At 43.8% G+C, this 14375-nt stretch carries 15 protein-coding genes; 11 read left to right on the top strand and 4 right to left on the bottom strand.

Translation table 11 applies throughout. The features are described 5' to 3' along the window. The first annotated feature begins 72 nt into the window (after nt 1–72). The 5 genes from SBG41_RS05160 to SBG41_RS05140 all read left to right on the top strand — a co-directional run bounded on the left by SBG41_RS05160 (nt 73) and on the right by SBG41_RS05140 (nt 7048). Nucleotides 73–3477: a carboxypeptidase-like regulatory domain-containing protein gene (locus tag SBG41_RS05160; protein WP_317894490.1), complete on the top strand. Its 3405-nt coding sequence runs from the start codon at nt 73–75 to the stop codon at nt 3475–3477. Nucleotides 3478–3563: 86 nt separating this feature from the next. Further along, the gene (locus SBG41_RS05155; protein ID WP_317894489.1) at nt 3564–3989 is read left to right on the top strand and encodes a hypothetical protein; all 426 of its coding nucleotides are present in this window, start codon (nt 3564–3566) and stop codon (nt 3987–3989) included. 112 nt (nt 3990–4101) lie between these two features. Then, entirely contained in the window at nt 4102–5040 is a 939-nt protein-coding gene (locus SBG41_RS05150) for a lysylphosphatidylglycerol synthase transmembrane domain-containing protein (protein WP_317896500.1), read from the top strand. Next, nucleotides 4989–6239, top strand: coding sequence for a glycosyltransferase family 4 protein (locus tag SBG41_RS05145; protein ID WP_317894488.1), 1251 nt, complete (start codon nt 4989–4991; stop codon nt 6237–6239). Before SBG41_RS05150 ends, SBG41_RS05145 begins: the two co-directional genes overlap by 52 nt. Next, a complete protein-coding gene (locus tag SBG41_RS05140; protein WP_317896477.1) occupies nt 6227–7048 on the top strand; it encodes a polysaccharide deacetylase family protein in 822 nt (273 codons plus the stop codon). The genes SBG41_RS05145 and SBG41_RS05140 overlap by 13 nt, the downstream gene beginning before the upstream one ends. On the opposite strand, the gene SBG41_RS05135 is transcribed toward SBG41_RS05140, so the two are convergent. From SBG41_RS05135 to SBG41_RS05125, 3 genes are all read right to left on the bottom strand, one after another. Then, on the bottom strand, nt 6935–8557 hold the full coding sequence (locus tag SBG41_RS05135) for a M28 family peptidase (RefSeq protein WP_317896476.1): 1623 nt from the start codon (nt 8555–8557) through the stop codon (nt 6935–6937). The genes SBG41_RS05140 and SBG41_RS05135 overlap by 114 nt on opposite strands. 4 nt (nt 8558–8561) lie before the next feature. Beyond that, entirely contained in the window at nt 8562–9344 is a 783-nt protein-coding gene (locus SBG41_RS05130) for a polysaccharide deacetylase family protein (RefSeq protein ID WP_317896475.1), read from the bottom strand. 107 nt (nt 9345–9451) lie between these two features. Further along, nucleotides 9452–9790 (bottom strand): winged helix-turn-helix domain-containing protein, encoded by a 339-nt coding sequence (locus tag SBG41_RS05125; protein ID WP_317896474.1) that lies wholly within the window; start codon nt 9788–9790, stop codon nt 9452–9454. A 126-nt stretch (nt 9791–9916) separates the two neighbouring features. Between SBG41_RS05125 and SBG41_RS05120 the strand changes: the two genes are divergently transcribed. The 6 genes from SBG41_RS05120 to speD all read left to right on the top strand — a co-directional run bounded on the left by SBG41_RS05120 (nt 9917) and on the right by speD (nt 13928). Next, nucleotides 9917–11335, top strand: a complete 1419-nt coding sequence (locus SBG41_RS05120; protein WP_317896473.1) for an FAD-binding oxidoreductase — start codon at nt 9917–9919, stop codon at nt 11333–11335. A gap of 3 nt (nt 11336–11338) precedes the next feature. Further along, nucleotides 11339–11644: a 4Fe-4S dicluster domain-containing protein gene (locus SBG41_RS05115; protein ID WP_317896472.1), complete on the top strand. Its 306-nt coding sequence runs from the start codon at nt 11339–11341 to the stop codon at nt 11642–11644. 180 nt (nt 11645–11824) lie between these two features. Continuing rightward, the gene (locus SBG41_RS05110) at nt 11825–12400 is read left to right on the top strand and encodes a hypothetical protein (RefSeq protein ID WP_317896471.1); all 576 of its coding nucleotides are present in this window, start codon (nt 11825–11827) and stop codon (nt 12398–12400) included. A gap of 176 nt (nt 12401–12576) precedes the next feature. Continuing rightward, on the top strand, nt 12577–12972 hold the full coding sequence (locus SBG41_RS05105) for a hypothetical protein (protein ID WP_317896470.1): 396 nt from the start codon (nt 12577–12579) through the stop codon (nt 12970–12972). Nucleotides 12973–13077: 105 nt separating this feature from the next. Beyond that, nucleotides 13078–13290, top strand: a complete 213-nt coding sequence (locus tag SBG41_RS05100; protein ID WP_317896469.1) for a hypothetical protein — start codon at nt 13078–13080, stop codon at nt 13288–13290. Nucleotides 13291–13502: 212 nt separating this feature from the next. Beyond that, nucleotides 13503–13928: an adenosylmethionine decarboxylase gene (gene speD / locus SBG41_RS05095; protein WP_317896499.1), complete on the top strand. Its 426-nt coding sequence runs from the start codon at nt 13503–13505 to the stop codon at nt 13926–13928. A 202-nt stretch (nt 13929–14130) separates the two neighbouring features. Here speD and SBG41_RS05090 read toward each other — a convergent pair whose 3' ends face one another. Beyond that, on the bottom strand, nt 14131–14361 hold the full coding sequence (locus tag SBG41_RS05090) for a DUF2283 domain-containing protein (protein ID WP_317896468.1): 231 nt from the start codon (nt 14359–14361) through the stop codon (nt 14131–14133). Nucleotides 14362–14375 lie beyond the last annotated feature (14 nt).

Genomic DNA, 14375 nt, shown 5'->3' with positions numbered 1-14375 from the left:
CGGATAGGTAGAATAAGCAATAATATTTTTAAGTTTTAAGGATGAGGACATGAAGCCACGGGTATAGTGAACTTGTTTAGCTTTGTCGAAGCCCGCCGCAGCCTCAGAATTAACCATGTATTAGTGACCGTACTTTTCCTAGCACTCGTAACAAGCCTGGTAATTATACATACCGTGGCATCTGCAGAAGATAGCAATTCTTCGATGGATATTCCCTTTGGGCTAACCTGGAGGCTTGGGTCTGTTTACTTGTCGCAACACTTATCGAAGGACTTGTACTTATTCGCTATTGAGAATAACAATACAAACTATGTTGTACTGATGAAAATTAAGCCTTCAGCTCCTCCACGCTACGAAATAATAAAGAACATAAGTATTCCTTCAAGAGTATCAGCTGTAGCCCTTGACAGCCTTTTGGACCCTTTATCAGTAGCAATCGGTTTTGCAAATAAGGTTCTGATAATAGATTTGGCGCAAAATACTACAACATTTTTCGCTGTATTGGGCAACATTCATAAAATATATCCATATGGGCCCCGCGCATATATAGTATTGACTGACAAAGGAGTTTTCGCAATAAGGTCTTATAAGGATACATGGTTCGAAGCCCGTCCAGTCATAGGAACGCTTCTTGAGAAGAAAAGAGAAGGAGTTAAGATAGATGATATAATTCCTGTACTCATATCGAGGAATAGCAGCCTTGAATATACTTACTTGCTAGTAGCCAAAGAAGAGGTTGCACCTGCAGCTACAATACAAGTACCAATAGAGGTTCTTTGGGCAAACGGCTCCCTAGTTAATAGCGGCTTATTGTACCTTGTTGTAAGCCATACACTCGTCTCAGAAGCTACTATCACTAATGGCTCTACTATGATAGCTATTCCAAAGTCGCAGCCCAAGCTCATGTTTTACGCTAAAATAGACAAAAGATGCTATGGTCCAATAGTAGTCCCCCTAGACCAGCTTATATCCCAGAACATTAGCAAGCCTCTTTTAATTGAGCCAAATATGACAGTACCCTGTCAATTATTAACCATGTTTTCAAAACAGAATTATCTAGCCATTCTAAGCCCGGAAGGTAATCTTACGTTAAAGGAATATCCCCTGCAACGCACAACCACGAACACATTAGGAAATATAAATGTGCTATTAGCATATATGGATAGTGATAGAATCTACCTATGGATATCCGGCTCGAGATCAAAGGTATTCACGACCGAAGACTTTATCGCAATACTAGTCTTTGCTAGAAAGGACTTTAGCCCACTAATTCAGCTATGGCGGTACTATGCAGGCATAAAGGCCACATATGTAGCTGTTAGTACTGATACAAAGCTCGTCGCAATAGGGACTAGTAGCGGCGATATCTATATTGCAGAGAAAACCGAAAACGGCTCCTATGCTCTCAAGTGGTCTCTACCATTATTATCACAAATTAGAACAATTAGTCTAGTGAAGGCAAGGAACGAGTACATTCTCTCCGGCTCGGATAGTAAAGGTAACGTAGCATTAGCTGTAATAACCGGGGATAAGCCTCCAAGAATTTACACAATCTCTACAAATAATGAGCCCTTCGTATACTTCAACGGCTTGCAGGCATTCTTTATTGAAAAATCATTCAACAATACGCTCTATGCTGTTATTCCGACAGTAAAAGGTCTTACAGTACTAACAAATGTTAACAAGGTTATAGATAAAGGAGTAACTATAAAGAGTTTTAACGATTTCATTGTCGGAACAGCTAGGATAACGGTCATAAACGAGGATAACGAGCCCATAAAGGGATTTAAAGCAATAACGAAAATACTGCTCGGCAATACAACGGTACTGCAAAGGGAGGTAGTATCAGAGACAAATATAGCCGATGTGCCTTGCTTCAAGTACGCGTTCACACAAGTAATTATAGAGCCTTTTGAAAAAGAAAAATACGAGAACATAGTAAAAACTATTAATTGTAGTAGCACATCAATTACCTACGACGACATCATAATAAAGATTCCATATAAGAAATACAACGTCTCATTATCCATTAGGGACTCCTATACCAAGGCACCTCCTCTAGTCGATCTAGAGGTTTATGTCCACGACATAAAGAGGAATAAAACCTATGTATATCACTATCCGGCTAATGTATCAGTGATTAGTCTTAAGCACCTTATTCCAGGAAACTATACAATACGTGTCCTTGACCCTTCTGGTATATTATATCGCGAATCAGCAACGTCAGCACTAATTCCTCAAGAATTGAACATAAGTATAGAAGTTAATAGAAGACCTATAACGACAATAGTACGATTATCGCCGAGCCAAGATGTTAAGAAAGCGCTTGTCGATACCACGAACCTAGATATTCTCTTAGTTAAGGTTTATGGCAAGAATGGGGAAAAGCTCTTCGAGTACCATGTAAAAGCGCCATTACAACCAACAGATATAAGTTTTACAACCCTCTATAGAGGGGACGCAATTATAGAAATTATTGACCTACCTCCTACTGGCTATGGAAAGCTATTTGCCGACATAAAGTACAACGTACATATTCCACTAGACAAGCCAACTACAATGATAACTGTAAGGCTTGTCCCAATGAAGCATCCTGTAAGTATAGAGACGTATTCGGAAGGCGAAAAACCCGTTAAGACACTGATTAAAATCTACTATGTGAATGCAACAAAACCCGTTATTACATCTGAATCAATGAATGGAAAAATAAGTATCGAGTTAATTAAAGGAAAATATTGTCTTGAGGCCATACCGCTGGAAGAGTACCTAGGGTTTAAGCTATACATGACTAATAAGACATGCTTTGAAGTTAAGGGCATTGATAGAGAGAACATTAGTATCCTTGTTAAGCGTGGCAGAAAAATAAGCAACATTATAATAGTTGATTCTATTTCAAAGGGAGGGAAAATAATTGATAATATCACTGTTGTCCTTGACGGCAAAGAAGTAGCAAGTCTTGCTAAGGGCAAAGTTCACCGGCTAGCCTTACCCATATTGATAAATGGTTCAACTATAAGTATTAAGTCAGCTAACAACGTTTATAAGAATTTAGAGAAAAAAGTTAAACCACAGAAAAAAGACATTGTTTTAAAGCTCGTAAGAAATTCATACAAGTACACATTAGTAATTATGAGCACAGAGGGCGAGAAAATAACTGGTGCAACTGTGACAATAACCGGCATTGACAACATACTAAACTTAAAGTATGTTAGCGATGAAAACGGACAAGTAAGCATAAACATTCCTTACGGCACTTACAAGGTTTGCGCTAGTTCGCCTGGTTATTACTTAAAATGCCTCGTATCAACTATCCATGCATCAGCAAGCTATATTGTAAAACTTAAGCCAACACCAGCAACTCTTATAAAGAAGTATATAATACCGATAACAATAGCAATAGTTGGTGCTATACTGATAGTTGCTGTACGCATGTACTTCAAACGCGTCCTAGAACGGCTATCAACAGAAGAGTTCTAAACCTAGACATACTTGAAAACACGTTTTAATGTACGTTGAAAATAAATTGTTTGGTATAAAAGCTTCTACATGCGTGGGGGAGAAAGGTGGCTACAGGCATAAAAGAATTCTCTTCTGCACAGGAGCTACTACGATTTATAGACCTACAATTAACAGATCTTAGAAAAACTCTTGGCGAGCTCCTGCGCATAATAGAGGAGCTGCGGGCAAAGAGCGAGCTTGATAAAAAGATTAGGGAATTAGTCATGAGGCTCGGTGCTAAAAGGGAATCTGTGCAATCTGAAAGACAAGATATAATAAAGCTTGAGGAGGGTATGGAGCTTATCATCAACCCGCCGCCATCTGTGGAGCTTCGTTATCTTGAAGACCTGGCTGAGTCTATTAACAAAAAGATAGCCAAGCTTCAGACAGCTCGAAAAGGTGTCGAAAAACTAGCAGAGATAGGGCTTGAAGCTAAGCTTGAAGTAATCTTGGTAGACGATGTCCCGACATCAATAATAATACGGTTCTAGACTCGCTTCACAGAGACTATGCTGGGAGCTATCCAATAAGGCTTTACTGGCAAGGTTTGTTCCTAGCCAGTATAGTAGTATTAGGTAAAGCGGGCTTTACCGGTGGAAAACCCTGGAGATAGAGCTTCTCCGGTATCTTTCGGAAGGGGTTAAGGACCTAGCAACGGTTAACCTATACTACATCCTTTTGGCCTTAGGCCTTTACTATTTATCCGTGCTTCTTTACGCGCTCCGTTTGCAACTTGTTTTAAGAAAAGTGAGTATCGAGATAAGCATAAAAGATGCCGTTGCTGCACATATGCTAACAATCGTCGTAAATAACCTAACGCCTAGCGCGAAAACAGGTGGGGAACTTGCAAGGGCTGCTTATGTATATTTTAAGACAAAGGCCCCTCTCGTCAATATTGTCACTGCCATAGCTTTTGAACGGTTTTCTGAAGCTTTCCCCGTCATAGCCATGGCGATTGTAGGACTCTATATGGAGCTAATGTCTGGCAACTTGACCATATACGTTATTGCTGCAGCCATATTACCTATAGTTGGAATATACATTGGAGTAAGATATTGGGATAGACTCATGAACTATGCGATTGAAAAGATGGCAGAGAGAGGGATTCAATTACTAAACGGAGACGCCGAGATAGCATCGCTAAGGGAGATGATTTCAGATAAAAAGATCCTCGCAATAAGTATTGCCATAAGCTCATTCGTCTGGATCCTAGACGTTATGAGACTATATGTTATCGGCTTGGCAGTAAGCTGGAAGGCACCCCTCTTAAGATTTATCTTATTGTCCATAGGTTATCTAGCGGTAAGCTTGTTTGCAATAACTCCCGGCGGACTAGGAATAGTGGAGGGCGGGCTTACAGCGCTTCTCGTTGCCCTTGGTGCTCCTCCAAACAAGGCTGTCACAATAATGATTATGGAGAGGCTTATATCTTATGCAATAGCTACGCTACTCGGGGGCGTTGTGGCGACCGTTACTGGAGGATGGCATGCTTGGAGACTCTTAAGATCGCGCTGGCGTCAGACTGGTTCTACCCAAAAATAGGCGGTATTGAGACCCATGTGCAAGAGTTAGCGTTAAATCTACTCCGCTTAGGTCATGAACCCCACGTGATTACTCACGATTATAGGAAATTTGGCTCAAAGTTTCAAGATAATTTTCCGTTTAAGGTTCACAGGCTCCACGGCGAAATATACAATTCTCAAGAACATATATCTCTCGGTATAAGAACAATATATGAAGCTAATAAGCTCTATAAGAAAGAGAGGTTTGATTTAACACACATACATAGTATTTACTCACCATTGGGCATAATAATTGCGAATATTTCGCGAGGACTTAGAGGAGTACCTGTAGTCGCTACAAACCATTCATTCTTTGAGTGGAAACGACGTCGATGGAAGCTATGGTTACCCATACTAAGGTACGCGTTAAAACGTGTAGATGCTTTTATTGCTGTGAGCAGAGCCGTAGCTAGAGATACGAGAAAACTACTCAAAAATGATCCTCGACCACTCCATATAGTACCTAACGCCGTTGACACGAGTTTTTGGAGACCACCAGATCATGAAGAAAGAATGAGGGCCAGAGCAGCTATCGGCGCCTCTCAGAACGATGTCGTAATCTTTGCACCAGGTCGCTTTACCGAACGGAAACGAATACACGTTGTTCCAAGGATTGTTGCCGAGGCCTCGAAGTCGCTGAGCCGTACTAAGCACAAGCGACTATACCTAGTGATAGTTGGCGATGGCCCTTATAGACCGGTTATCGAGAACGAGATAAGCCAGTATAAGGCTAAAGAACTATTCAAAGCCTATATGAACGGATTTGTTGAAAGGAAAATGCTGCGAGAATATTACTGGGCAGCCGACTTAACAATCGTGCCATCGCCTATTGAGGCGTTCTCAATAACAGCACTCGAGTCCATGGCTTGTGGCACACCGGTTCTCGGCTATCGCGGCGGCGGCATCGAAGATGTAGTCGTTGATGGCGTGACGGGATTCCTTGTAAAAGATGATGAAGAAGCTGTTAACCGCTTAGTGTTCCTCGCAGAGAGTGATGATATTCGCGCAAAAATGAGGGAACATGCTCCCTATCATGTTGCACGCAACTTTTCCTGGAATAAGATAGTCTACGAGATACTTGAGATATACAAGTCAGTGCTCGATTCAAGTGACCCCGAAGAGAAACTATTCCTACTTTATAAGGGCTGGCTGAGGCTGAGCAAGCTATGGAAAAGATAGTCTTAATAAGCTTTGATGTTGAGCCAGACTGCCCTCCCTATCTAAGCAGCACTACAGGGATAGAACAGGGAATGCCCCTGATCCTTGAACTTCTTAGCACGGAGAATGTGAGGGCTACGTTCTTCACCACTGCGGTTATAGCTGAAAAGTTCCCAAAAATAGTTAAAAGAATAGTGGATGAAGGGCATGAACTAGGCTGCCATGGATATAGACATGAAAGGTTTGACAAGCTTAGTTACGACGAGGCGCGCAAGGCTATTGAGAAGGCAACCACGCTACTGAGACGCTTCGGCGATGTCATTTCATTTAGAGCACCTAATTTAATGTTTCCGGAACATTACATTAGAATACTAATTGATAATAATTATATGAGTGACTCATCTAATGCTAAGTATAAACCTCCTTTCCCTAGAGGGCTAGAGATATTCGAGGAAGGAATTATACGTGTGCCTGCATCTGTTACTTCATCCGTACTAAGGCTTCCATGGAGAATCCAGAAAGCAATTCATTCCAGGCTTAAATCGCCAATAGTATACTTTGCACACCCATGGGAATATGTTGATATGCGGAAGAAAAAGGTACGTTTTGACTGCAAGTTTGGCACCGGTGAACACGCTTTAAAGAATCTGCAAAGACTTATACAATTCCACCGCGAAAAAGGAGCCGTTTTCATGACCTTTAGAGAGTTTGTTAAACTAGTGTTTTCTAGCAGGATCCAGTTCGCCAGCCAAATGCTTTCGAACAACACCCACAACTTCTTCGTCAAGTCTCAGTCCAATACTTTGCAGGATTTTCACGGCAACCTCTAAGCTAGATACGCCTGACGCTAGTACTCCAAGACGAAGCATAGCTTCATACATATCTCTATTATTGGCAAGCCGTTTTGCAAGACTCTTTTCGCCGCTCAAGTAAAGATACGCAAGCGTTGGAGCACCCCTCTTCACAACGGTTATATCATTATTCCACTGTGGCTCAGCTGCCGAGCCTCGTAAGAGCTTCTTTAGCCTCTGCACGGCGTATTTCTCGAACTCACTTAGAAGACCCTCCTCTACTGTACTATAATATGGTGCGATTGATCTCTTTACTAGGGAGCCAATATCACGTATTTTCTCCGTAAACAATATTATCGACGAAGCAATCGCCGCTGATATCTTCTTTATTCTAGTGACTGATACGTGGTCAGGGGTATCGAGGCTCGTATGATAATAGGCATCAGGCCACTCATTAAGCATCGAGCCAGGTACCCCAAGCGATACCAGTATATCATGATCACTTCCAGGCTCATAGGGTACTATCCCGCCATAGTTTTCTGCATCAACCCGTCCAAGCACCTCGTCGAGAACAATATCAAACGGGTTGATGAGGGGTGGCGGACTAGCAACTAACCTCAACCTTCCTCCAGTTATAGCTAGATTTGCAGCAACCATGTCAACACTAAGCCCTAGTAAAGCCTCCTCTGTATTTAATATGCCGTGGATGTCTGCGGCAGCAAGTCCTGTCCATTCTGGAACGAAGAACGCTTCTACCCTTATGCCTGCGTTGGATAGTTTTTCGCTGTAATGCTGTAAGGCAGCAAGAGCCTCTACTAGTACTGCCACTCCACTTGCATTGTCGTGGCTTCCTGGGCGCGGGTGACATATGTGGGCTACGAGGACTATTGAAGCGGCACCATCACCTATACTTGCTCGGAGGATTGGTGTCTTAGATAACACGTCATAACTGCTATCGATTCGTATTCTAACTTTTTTTCCTACGAGGAGAAGGGCTTGTTCATAGTTTATACTTGCGGCGAGTGTTCTCGGCGGGTCACGGAAGTGTGGTGGAAAAAGCCCCCAATATCTTATCCCGGGCCCTTTGTGCAAGCCTATAACAGCGTTAACACCTTCTTCGTCAGCTTCATAGTATTCTACAGTGTTAAATTTTCGGACAAGCCGTATATTGCCTTCTTCGAAGCGCAATATGCCCTCTTCTTCTCCGGGAGGCGAGCCAGCCATAGCTATAAGAGGGGTGTCGAGATTACTTAGTACTTCATGCCACTCTCCATTTTCTCCGCGGGCTTCAATTGTAGCTGACTCGAGTCGCCATCCCCGAGGCTCCCAGAACCCCCAATATTCATGTAACCCCAGGGGCCCTTGGAGGCTTTCAAATCTATATTCTATTCCTAGTTCATCGAATAGTTGGGCAACATGCTCTGCAGCAATAACCAGCTCATCACTACCCTGTAATCTATGGAACCTAGAGAGCGATGCTAGTAGCTCGTATCCGCGAAGCTCGTCTACGCTCCTAGCAACCGCGGTAAAAAGCTGACCTAGGTTCATATCACTATCCCTCCAGATGCTCCTTAACGCGTTCCTGGTTATGTAGAACATTCTTAGCTAGCTCGGAGCCTGTGGGCAGCCATGCACCTAGCTTCTTTGCCTCACTAATTACCTCCTCGAGTACGCGTATCCTGCTACCCCTCCCAATACATTGAGGATGCATAGTCAGTGAAAGGTACCCGTTATTCTCTGAAGCATACCTTATCTCCTCAAGCCACATGTCAAGAAGCTGACTAGGAGTAAGCGAGCGATAGTACTCCAAATAAGGCCAGTCATCGAGTCTCCAATCAACCGGGAGCTCGACAAGCCTTATACCATTCCTGCTAATTATGTATGGCTCTTCATCGTCCATCAAACTACTATCATAAACAAAGCCATAGCTCGTGATAAAGCCTAATGTGTGACTGCTCCACTTCCAGTATGGCGCCCTAAAACCATAGAGGTTTGACCCTACTACCTTTCGGAGCGCTGAGACCATGCTTTCAAATACCTTTCTCTCCTCTTCCCACGATAGTTCATCTAATCGCTCATGCATATACCCATGCGCTGCTACTTCATGGCCTTCGTCAATAATTCTTGCCACTAGCTCTGGGTATTGTTCCGCGACCCACCCTGGAACAAAGAATGTTGACCTTATGCCATGCTTTCGAAGGACATCAAGAACCTTAAACAAGCCACGCCGAGCTGCAAAGCGCCCCCGGCTTCTCGCTACGGGGTCAGCCCCTTTACGCGCTTCAGCAGAGTCAACATCTAGGTCGAAGCTTAGGAATAAGATGAATCTATGCAAGCAGGTCATCCCTATGCATTAGCTTATGTCTTCCTAGGTTTAAACAAGTATCCCGCTTATTATCAACAACCTTAGTATAGTAACATAAACAATCAACATGTTAAAAATTAGGCCTCGCACTCGGCGTCTGTAATATTGAAAGATTCAATTCCATGCTTTTTAAGAATATGCTCCATGAGTTCATATGCAGCGATTATCCTTCTCGCCAAGGGTGTAAGCTTTGAGCCTTTCCTATCCGTTTCAACTAAGCGGGCACCGAGTATGGTCTCTGCATGTTTTATGCGCGTCCAGAGTCTGCGATAATTTATTCCAAGCTTTTCTGCTGCTGCACGTATACTTCCAGCCTCCTCTATGGCTTTAAGGGATTCAACTAGGCCTTTACCTCCAATTATTGCTCCTCCACAACTAATATAGAGTACTGCCTCGATCCTAATGTCACATTTCATCTACTCGCCCGTGAGACAAGCTATTGTATTAAGTAACGGTAAAATTTTACATTGAGCCCGGGCTTGCTTATCTAATAGAGCGTGTTATTTCATCGTATCGTACTTGCTGCTAGGTGTGAAGCTCTATTGCGAGGCATTGCACAATTACTTAAGGATGTCTTAGGCAAGGAAAAAGTCTACGATGACTCTGCCGTGGTCTCGTTATATATACGAGAAGCTAGCGGTCTTTCTTCGAAAGAGTTACCGTTAGCAGTTGTTTTCCCAGAGTCGGCCAAAGATGTCTCGGTTCTACTCTCTTACGCATATAAACACGATATCAAAGTGTTCCCTGTCGGCTCCTCTACTAGCCTCTCTGGCTCCGCCGTCCCCATCAACAAGGGAATAGTGCTCAGTACAGAGCGGATGCGTTCACTAAAAGAGATTAGAATAGTTGATTCCATCGTTAGAGCCGAACCAGGGTTAAGAATTGACGAACTGAATCTCGTTCTCGCAAAACACGGGCACATGTTTCCAGTTGACCCGGCAAGCTCGTCTGTCGCGACAATCGGCGGCGCTATAAACACTGGAGCCGGTGGCATGCGTGGAGCCAAGTATGGAACTATGCGTGACTGGGTTCTAGGTTTAGAAATCGTGTTACCCGATGAAAAAGGAACTATAATGAGGATTGGGTGCCGTACACTCAAGTGCAGACAAGGGTACGACCTTGTAAGGCTTATCGTTGGCAGTGAGGGCACACTGGCCGTAGTTACCGAGGCATATCTGCGCATAACGCCCCTACCAGAGGCAACACCAACAGTACTAGCATTTTTTGATAATCTAGAAGACCTTGTCAATACTGTTCAAGACATAAAGGAGAGAGCTATACAGCCATTGCTCATGGAGTTCCTCGATGCAAAAACAGTTAGTAAGGCATCCGAGCTTATCAACACTCCTATAAAGGCTAAGGGGAACATGCTTCTTGTCACGGTTGATACAGCGAGAGAAGCTGCTAGCAGAGTAAAGGAAGAAATATCGAGCATTATGCGCGAACATGGTGCCTCAAATATATATACTGCGTCAAGTCTCGAAGAAGCCGAGAAGAAGGGATTCCTAGCACTTCGTAAAAGCCTCTTTCCCGTCCAAATAGCTCTTTCACGCCAAATTCTCGGGAAGAACAAGGTCCAGGTATTGATTGAAGATATAGCCGTGCCTCCAAGCAGGCTTATAGAAGCGGTAAACGAGATAAGAATGCTTGAGGAAAAATACGGTCTCCAAACCATAATGGGCGGCCATATAGGTGATGGAAACCTTCACCCAGCGGTAGGATTCGACCCCTCTGATCAAGCTCAAGTAAGAAGGGTGCACGAATGGGCTACGGAGCTAATGAGACTAGCAATAAGGCTTGGAGGAACCATTAGCGCAGAACACGGAATAGGCTTGCTAAAGAAGGAGGGCCTCGTAATGGAACTCAAGGCCAATAATGCTATCAAGGCTCTTGAAATCATGCGAAAGATTAAGGAAGCATTTGATCCTAAGAATATACTCAATCCCGGCAAGGTGATATAAGCAATGACCAGCGACCCGTCTGCTATAATCAAGGAAGCAGAGAAATGCATGTATTGCGGTTTTTGCGAGGCGGTCTGCCCTACCCAGCCCCATGGCGACCACAGGGGATACGGGCCAAGGGGCAGAGTAGCACTGGCCAAGCTTGTCCTCGAAGGAGGCATTGAAGAGACGAAGAACGTTCTTGACTCGCTCTTTACTTGTACTCTATGTGGAGCATGCGTCCTTAAATGCCCTGCAGCCATAAACATAGTGGAGATTATTAGATATACTCGCTCATTTATACTAAACGAGCTCAATGATTCCTCGTAGATGATGAACCGTCCACCTGCGAGCCATTAGCGATGAAGAATTTGGGCGCCACTGAACGATCATGTATTTTTATTAACTACATGGCTTATCGATGGCGTTGCAAACATATTGCTGCCGCTGACCGCATAGCAACGCACAAGTACATGGTACAGATACTCGGTGCTATACGGAGAGTTAAGCATGGATACTACCAGAAGAGACCTTGAAGAGTACGTTGAAACATTGCTCATGAGGGCCGATAAACGTGTACTAAGGTCACTTGCGCCAACATATCGTTGTGCAATACTTGTGCTGCGCCAACTCGTCCATGGCCCAACTAGTATCTCGGATCTAAATACTATGATTGAGAGCAGGGGGTTTCAGTGCCGCTCACTAGGAAAAGTTATCAACATGCTTATTTTCTACGATTTTGTGAGCTGCAGTGGAAAAGAGAACGAGAAAACCTGTTCATTAACACAAATTGGCTTTGAAATGGCTTCCGCCCTTGTCGAGTTCGTTGAAAGCCTTCGCTCATTTACCTATAGTGTGCTTGACGGGACGGCTACGGAGAACGATATTGTAGCCAATCTTGCAACCAGCATGGCGAGCACTATTGGACTTGTTGAATCATATATCGAGGAGCCAAGCCTTGCCCCCCTCTATATTCCTATTCACATGTACATTACCGGTCTTAGTACTGCAATAATCGCTGTGCTTGCACGTATAGACGCCCGGGTTCTCCATGTTGTACGAAGTCTGGGCTTCAAGGAGCAGTAATAGTTAATAGTAGTTGCTTCGATTAGTGGATTTATAAGATTTCCGTCAAAAAGGTATTTTTACACACGTTTATAACACTATTCAGAAAGGCTACCCAAAAATCTAAGCCTATAGCTTTTCCTCAACGGTAATACTTATCAAGAACACACATAGTAAAACTTATATGGGTGAGACATATGAGCGAGCTAGAACTCAAAGTACTATACGAAGACGAAGAACTCGTAGTAATGAAGGCACCAACAGACGAAGAGCTAATGGACCTAGTCTACAAGTACATTAGAACTAAGGGCCGGCCAGTAACTTGGAAAGAGCTCAGAGAAGTATTCAGTGGTACGGCGGGCGAGGACAGGCTAAGAAGGGCATTGATAAAGCTAAGACAAGCCGGCAAAATAGTCGAACTCCGAGGCGGAAGGTACGCAACCCCTGACATGCCTGGCGTGCTAGAGGAACTAGAAGAGAGACGTAGGAGAAGAGTCCTAAGAGAAGCACTAAGCCTTGAATGGGGTATTAAGTTCGGAAAAAAGAGGACAAAGGCAGCCTCAGCAGCCTCAGCAACGACGCAAACAAACTGAGACACACCGCAACTTACCGCTGAATAATATTGCTATACTCTGAATAGGGCCAAGCTTTTTCACTAATCCTAGTTCTGTATAATACAAGACTAGGTCGATGTATGTATGCCGGCTAAGGCTGGCGAAAAGAAGAAGGCACGGCTTCCGGAAATATTGCTACTGGCACGGCCAAAGCAACCTCTCAGAGTTCGAGCAGAAGAGCTGGAAGGCCTCGTGGTACTCCGAGGAGAGGATGGCTCTATAGCAGTTGTTCCGCGTGACGAAGTATGTACGCTGGCTGAGAGGCTAAACTTGATAGTTGAGAACTTTAAGTGTTAGGCAATGCCTTCTAGCAGCTATGATAGAAACAATCAAATGTTTTATTATCTCTGTTTCTATACGGTTTTCTCTACACTTATTTAACCTAAATCTATAAAAACTCCCTTATGGCGAGGTTCCCTAAACGGTACAATAAGGTATAACGGTACAAACTTCGATGCACAATTGCATAGTCAAAGAGGTGCAGAATAGTGGCCCAGCTGGTTAGTAAGATGCAGGCCGATGGTACAGAAAAGGGCAACGAGGATTTCATCATAGGCAGACACGTGTATGGCAACCTATATGGGGTTAAGCGCGAGCTCCTAGAGAACGAGGATTTCCTGCGAAAGCTTGTAGTTGATGCCGCCAAGGCGGGAGACATGCATCTAGTTGATCTAAAGGTCTGGAAGTTCCAAGGCCACCATGGCGGGGTTTCTGTCATAGCTCTTGTCCTTGAGAGCCATGTGTCGATACACACATGGCCGGACTACGGTTACGCAACAGTTGACGTCTATACATGCGGCGAAAGAGGCGATCCATGGAAAGCATTCAACTACATAGTTGCAAGGCTGCGCCCAAGGAAGTATCGAGTACACTATGCCGATAGAAGCAGCATCTCGGAGGAAGATGCCTCAGAGACGGCCACGGCAATCTCATAGCCCATATTCTAGGGCTCAATGAAACACGGCTCTTCATCGGCCGTCTCTGTCTAGAATGCTGCTTAACATAATACAACCCAATGCTGAGCAAGTTCTTCATGGTAATCATTTTGGTATGACTTGCCTCTAAAACGTTATAAACGTTATAGGAGGCTCGGATTCTCAGCCAGTATGCAGACACACTAGATGGGAGCATTAAGGATTATTGTTGCTCTACATGCCTCATAAATTCCATAACAGTTATTCCTAGAATTTCCCCATCTCGTATTCTTACTACTATGTTATCGCCTATAAGCATGGCTTCTTCAGCTTCTTCCTCCGGGTCAGCAAAGTGGATATATAGTGTGTCGCTTTGCTTATCATACTCGATGTACAACTTCTCGATATCTTTTATACATAGCTTTTTAGGTCTTTTTTCGAAGAGCTCGTTCAATCCGGCGTCCCCTG

Source organism: Pyrofollis japonicus, assembly GCF_033097485.1.
In the GTDB taxonomy this organism is placed as follows: Archaea; Thermoproteota; Thermoprotei_A; order Sulfolobales; family Pyrodictiaceae; genus Pyrofollis; species Pyrofollis japonicus.
This window is presented reverse-complemented; position numbering and strand designations above follow the sequence as displayed.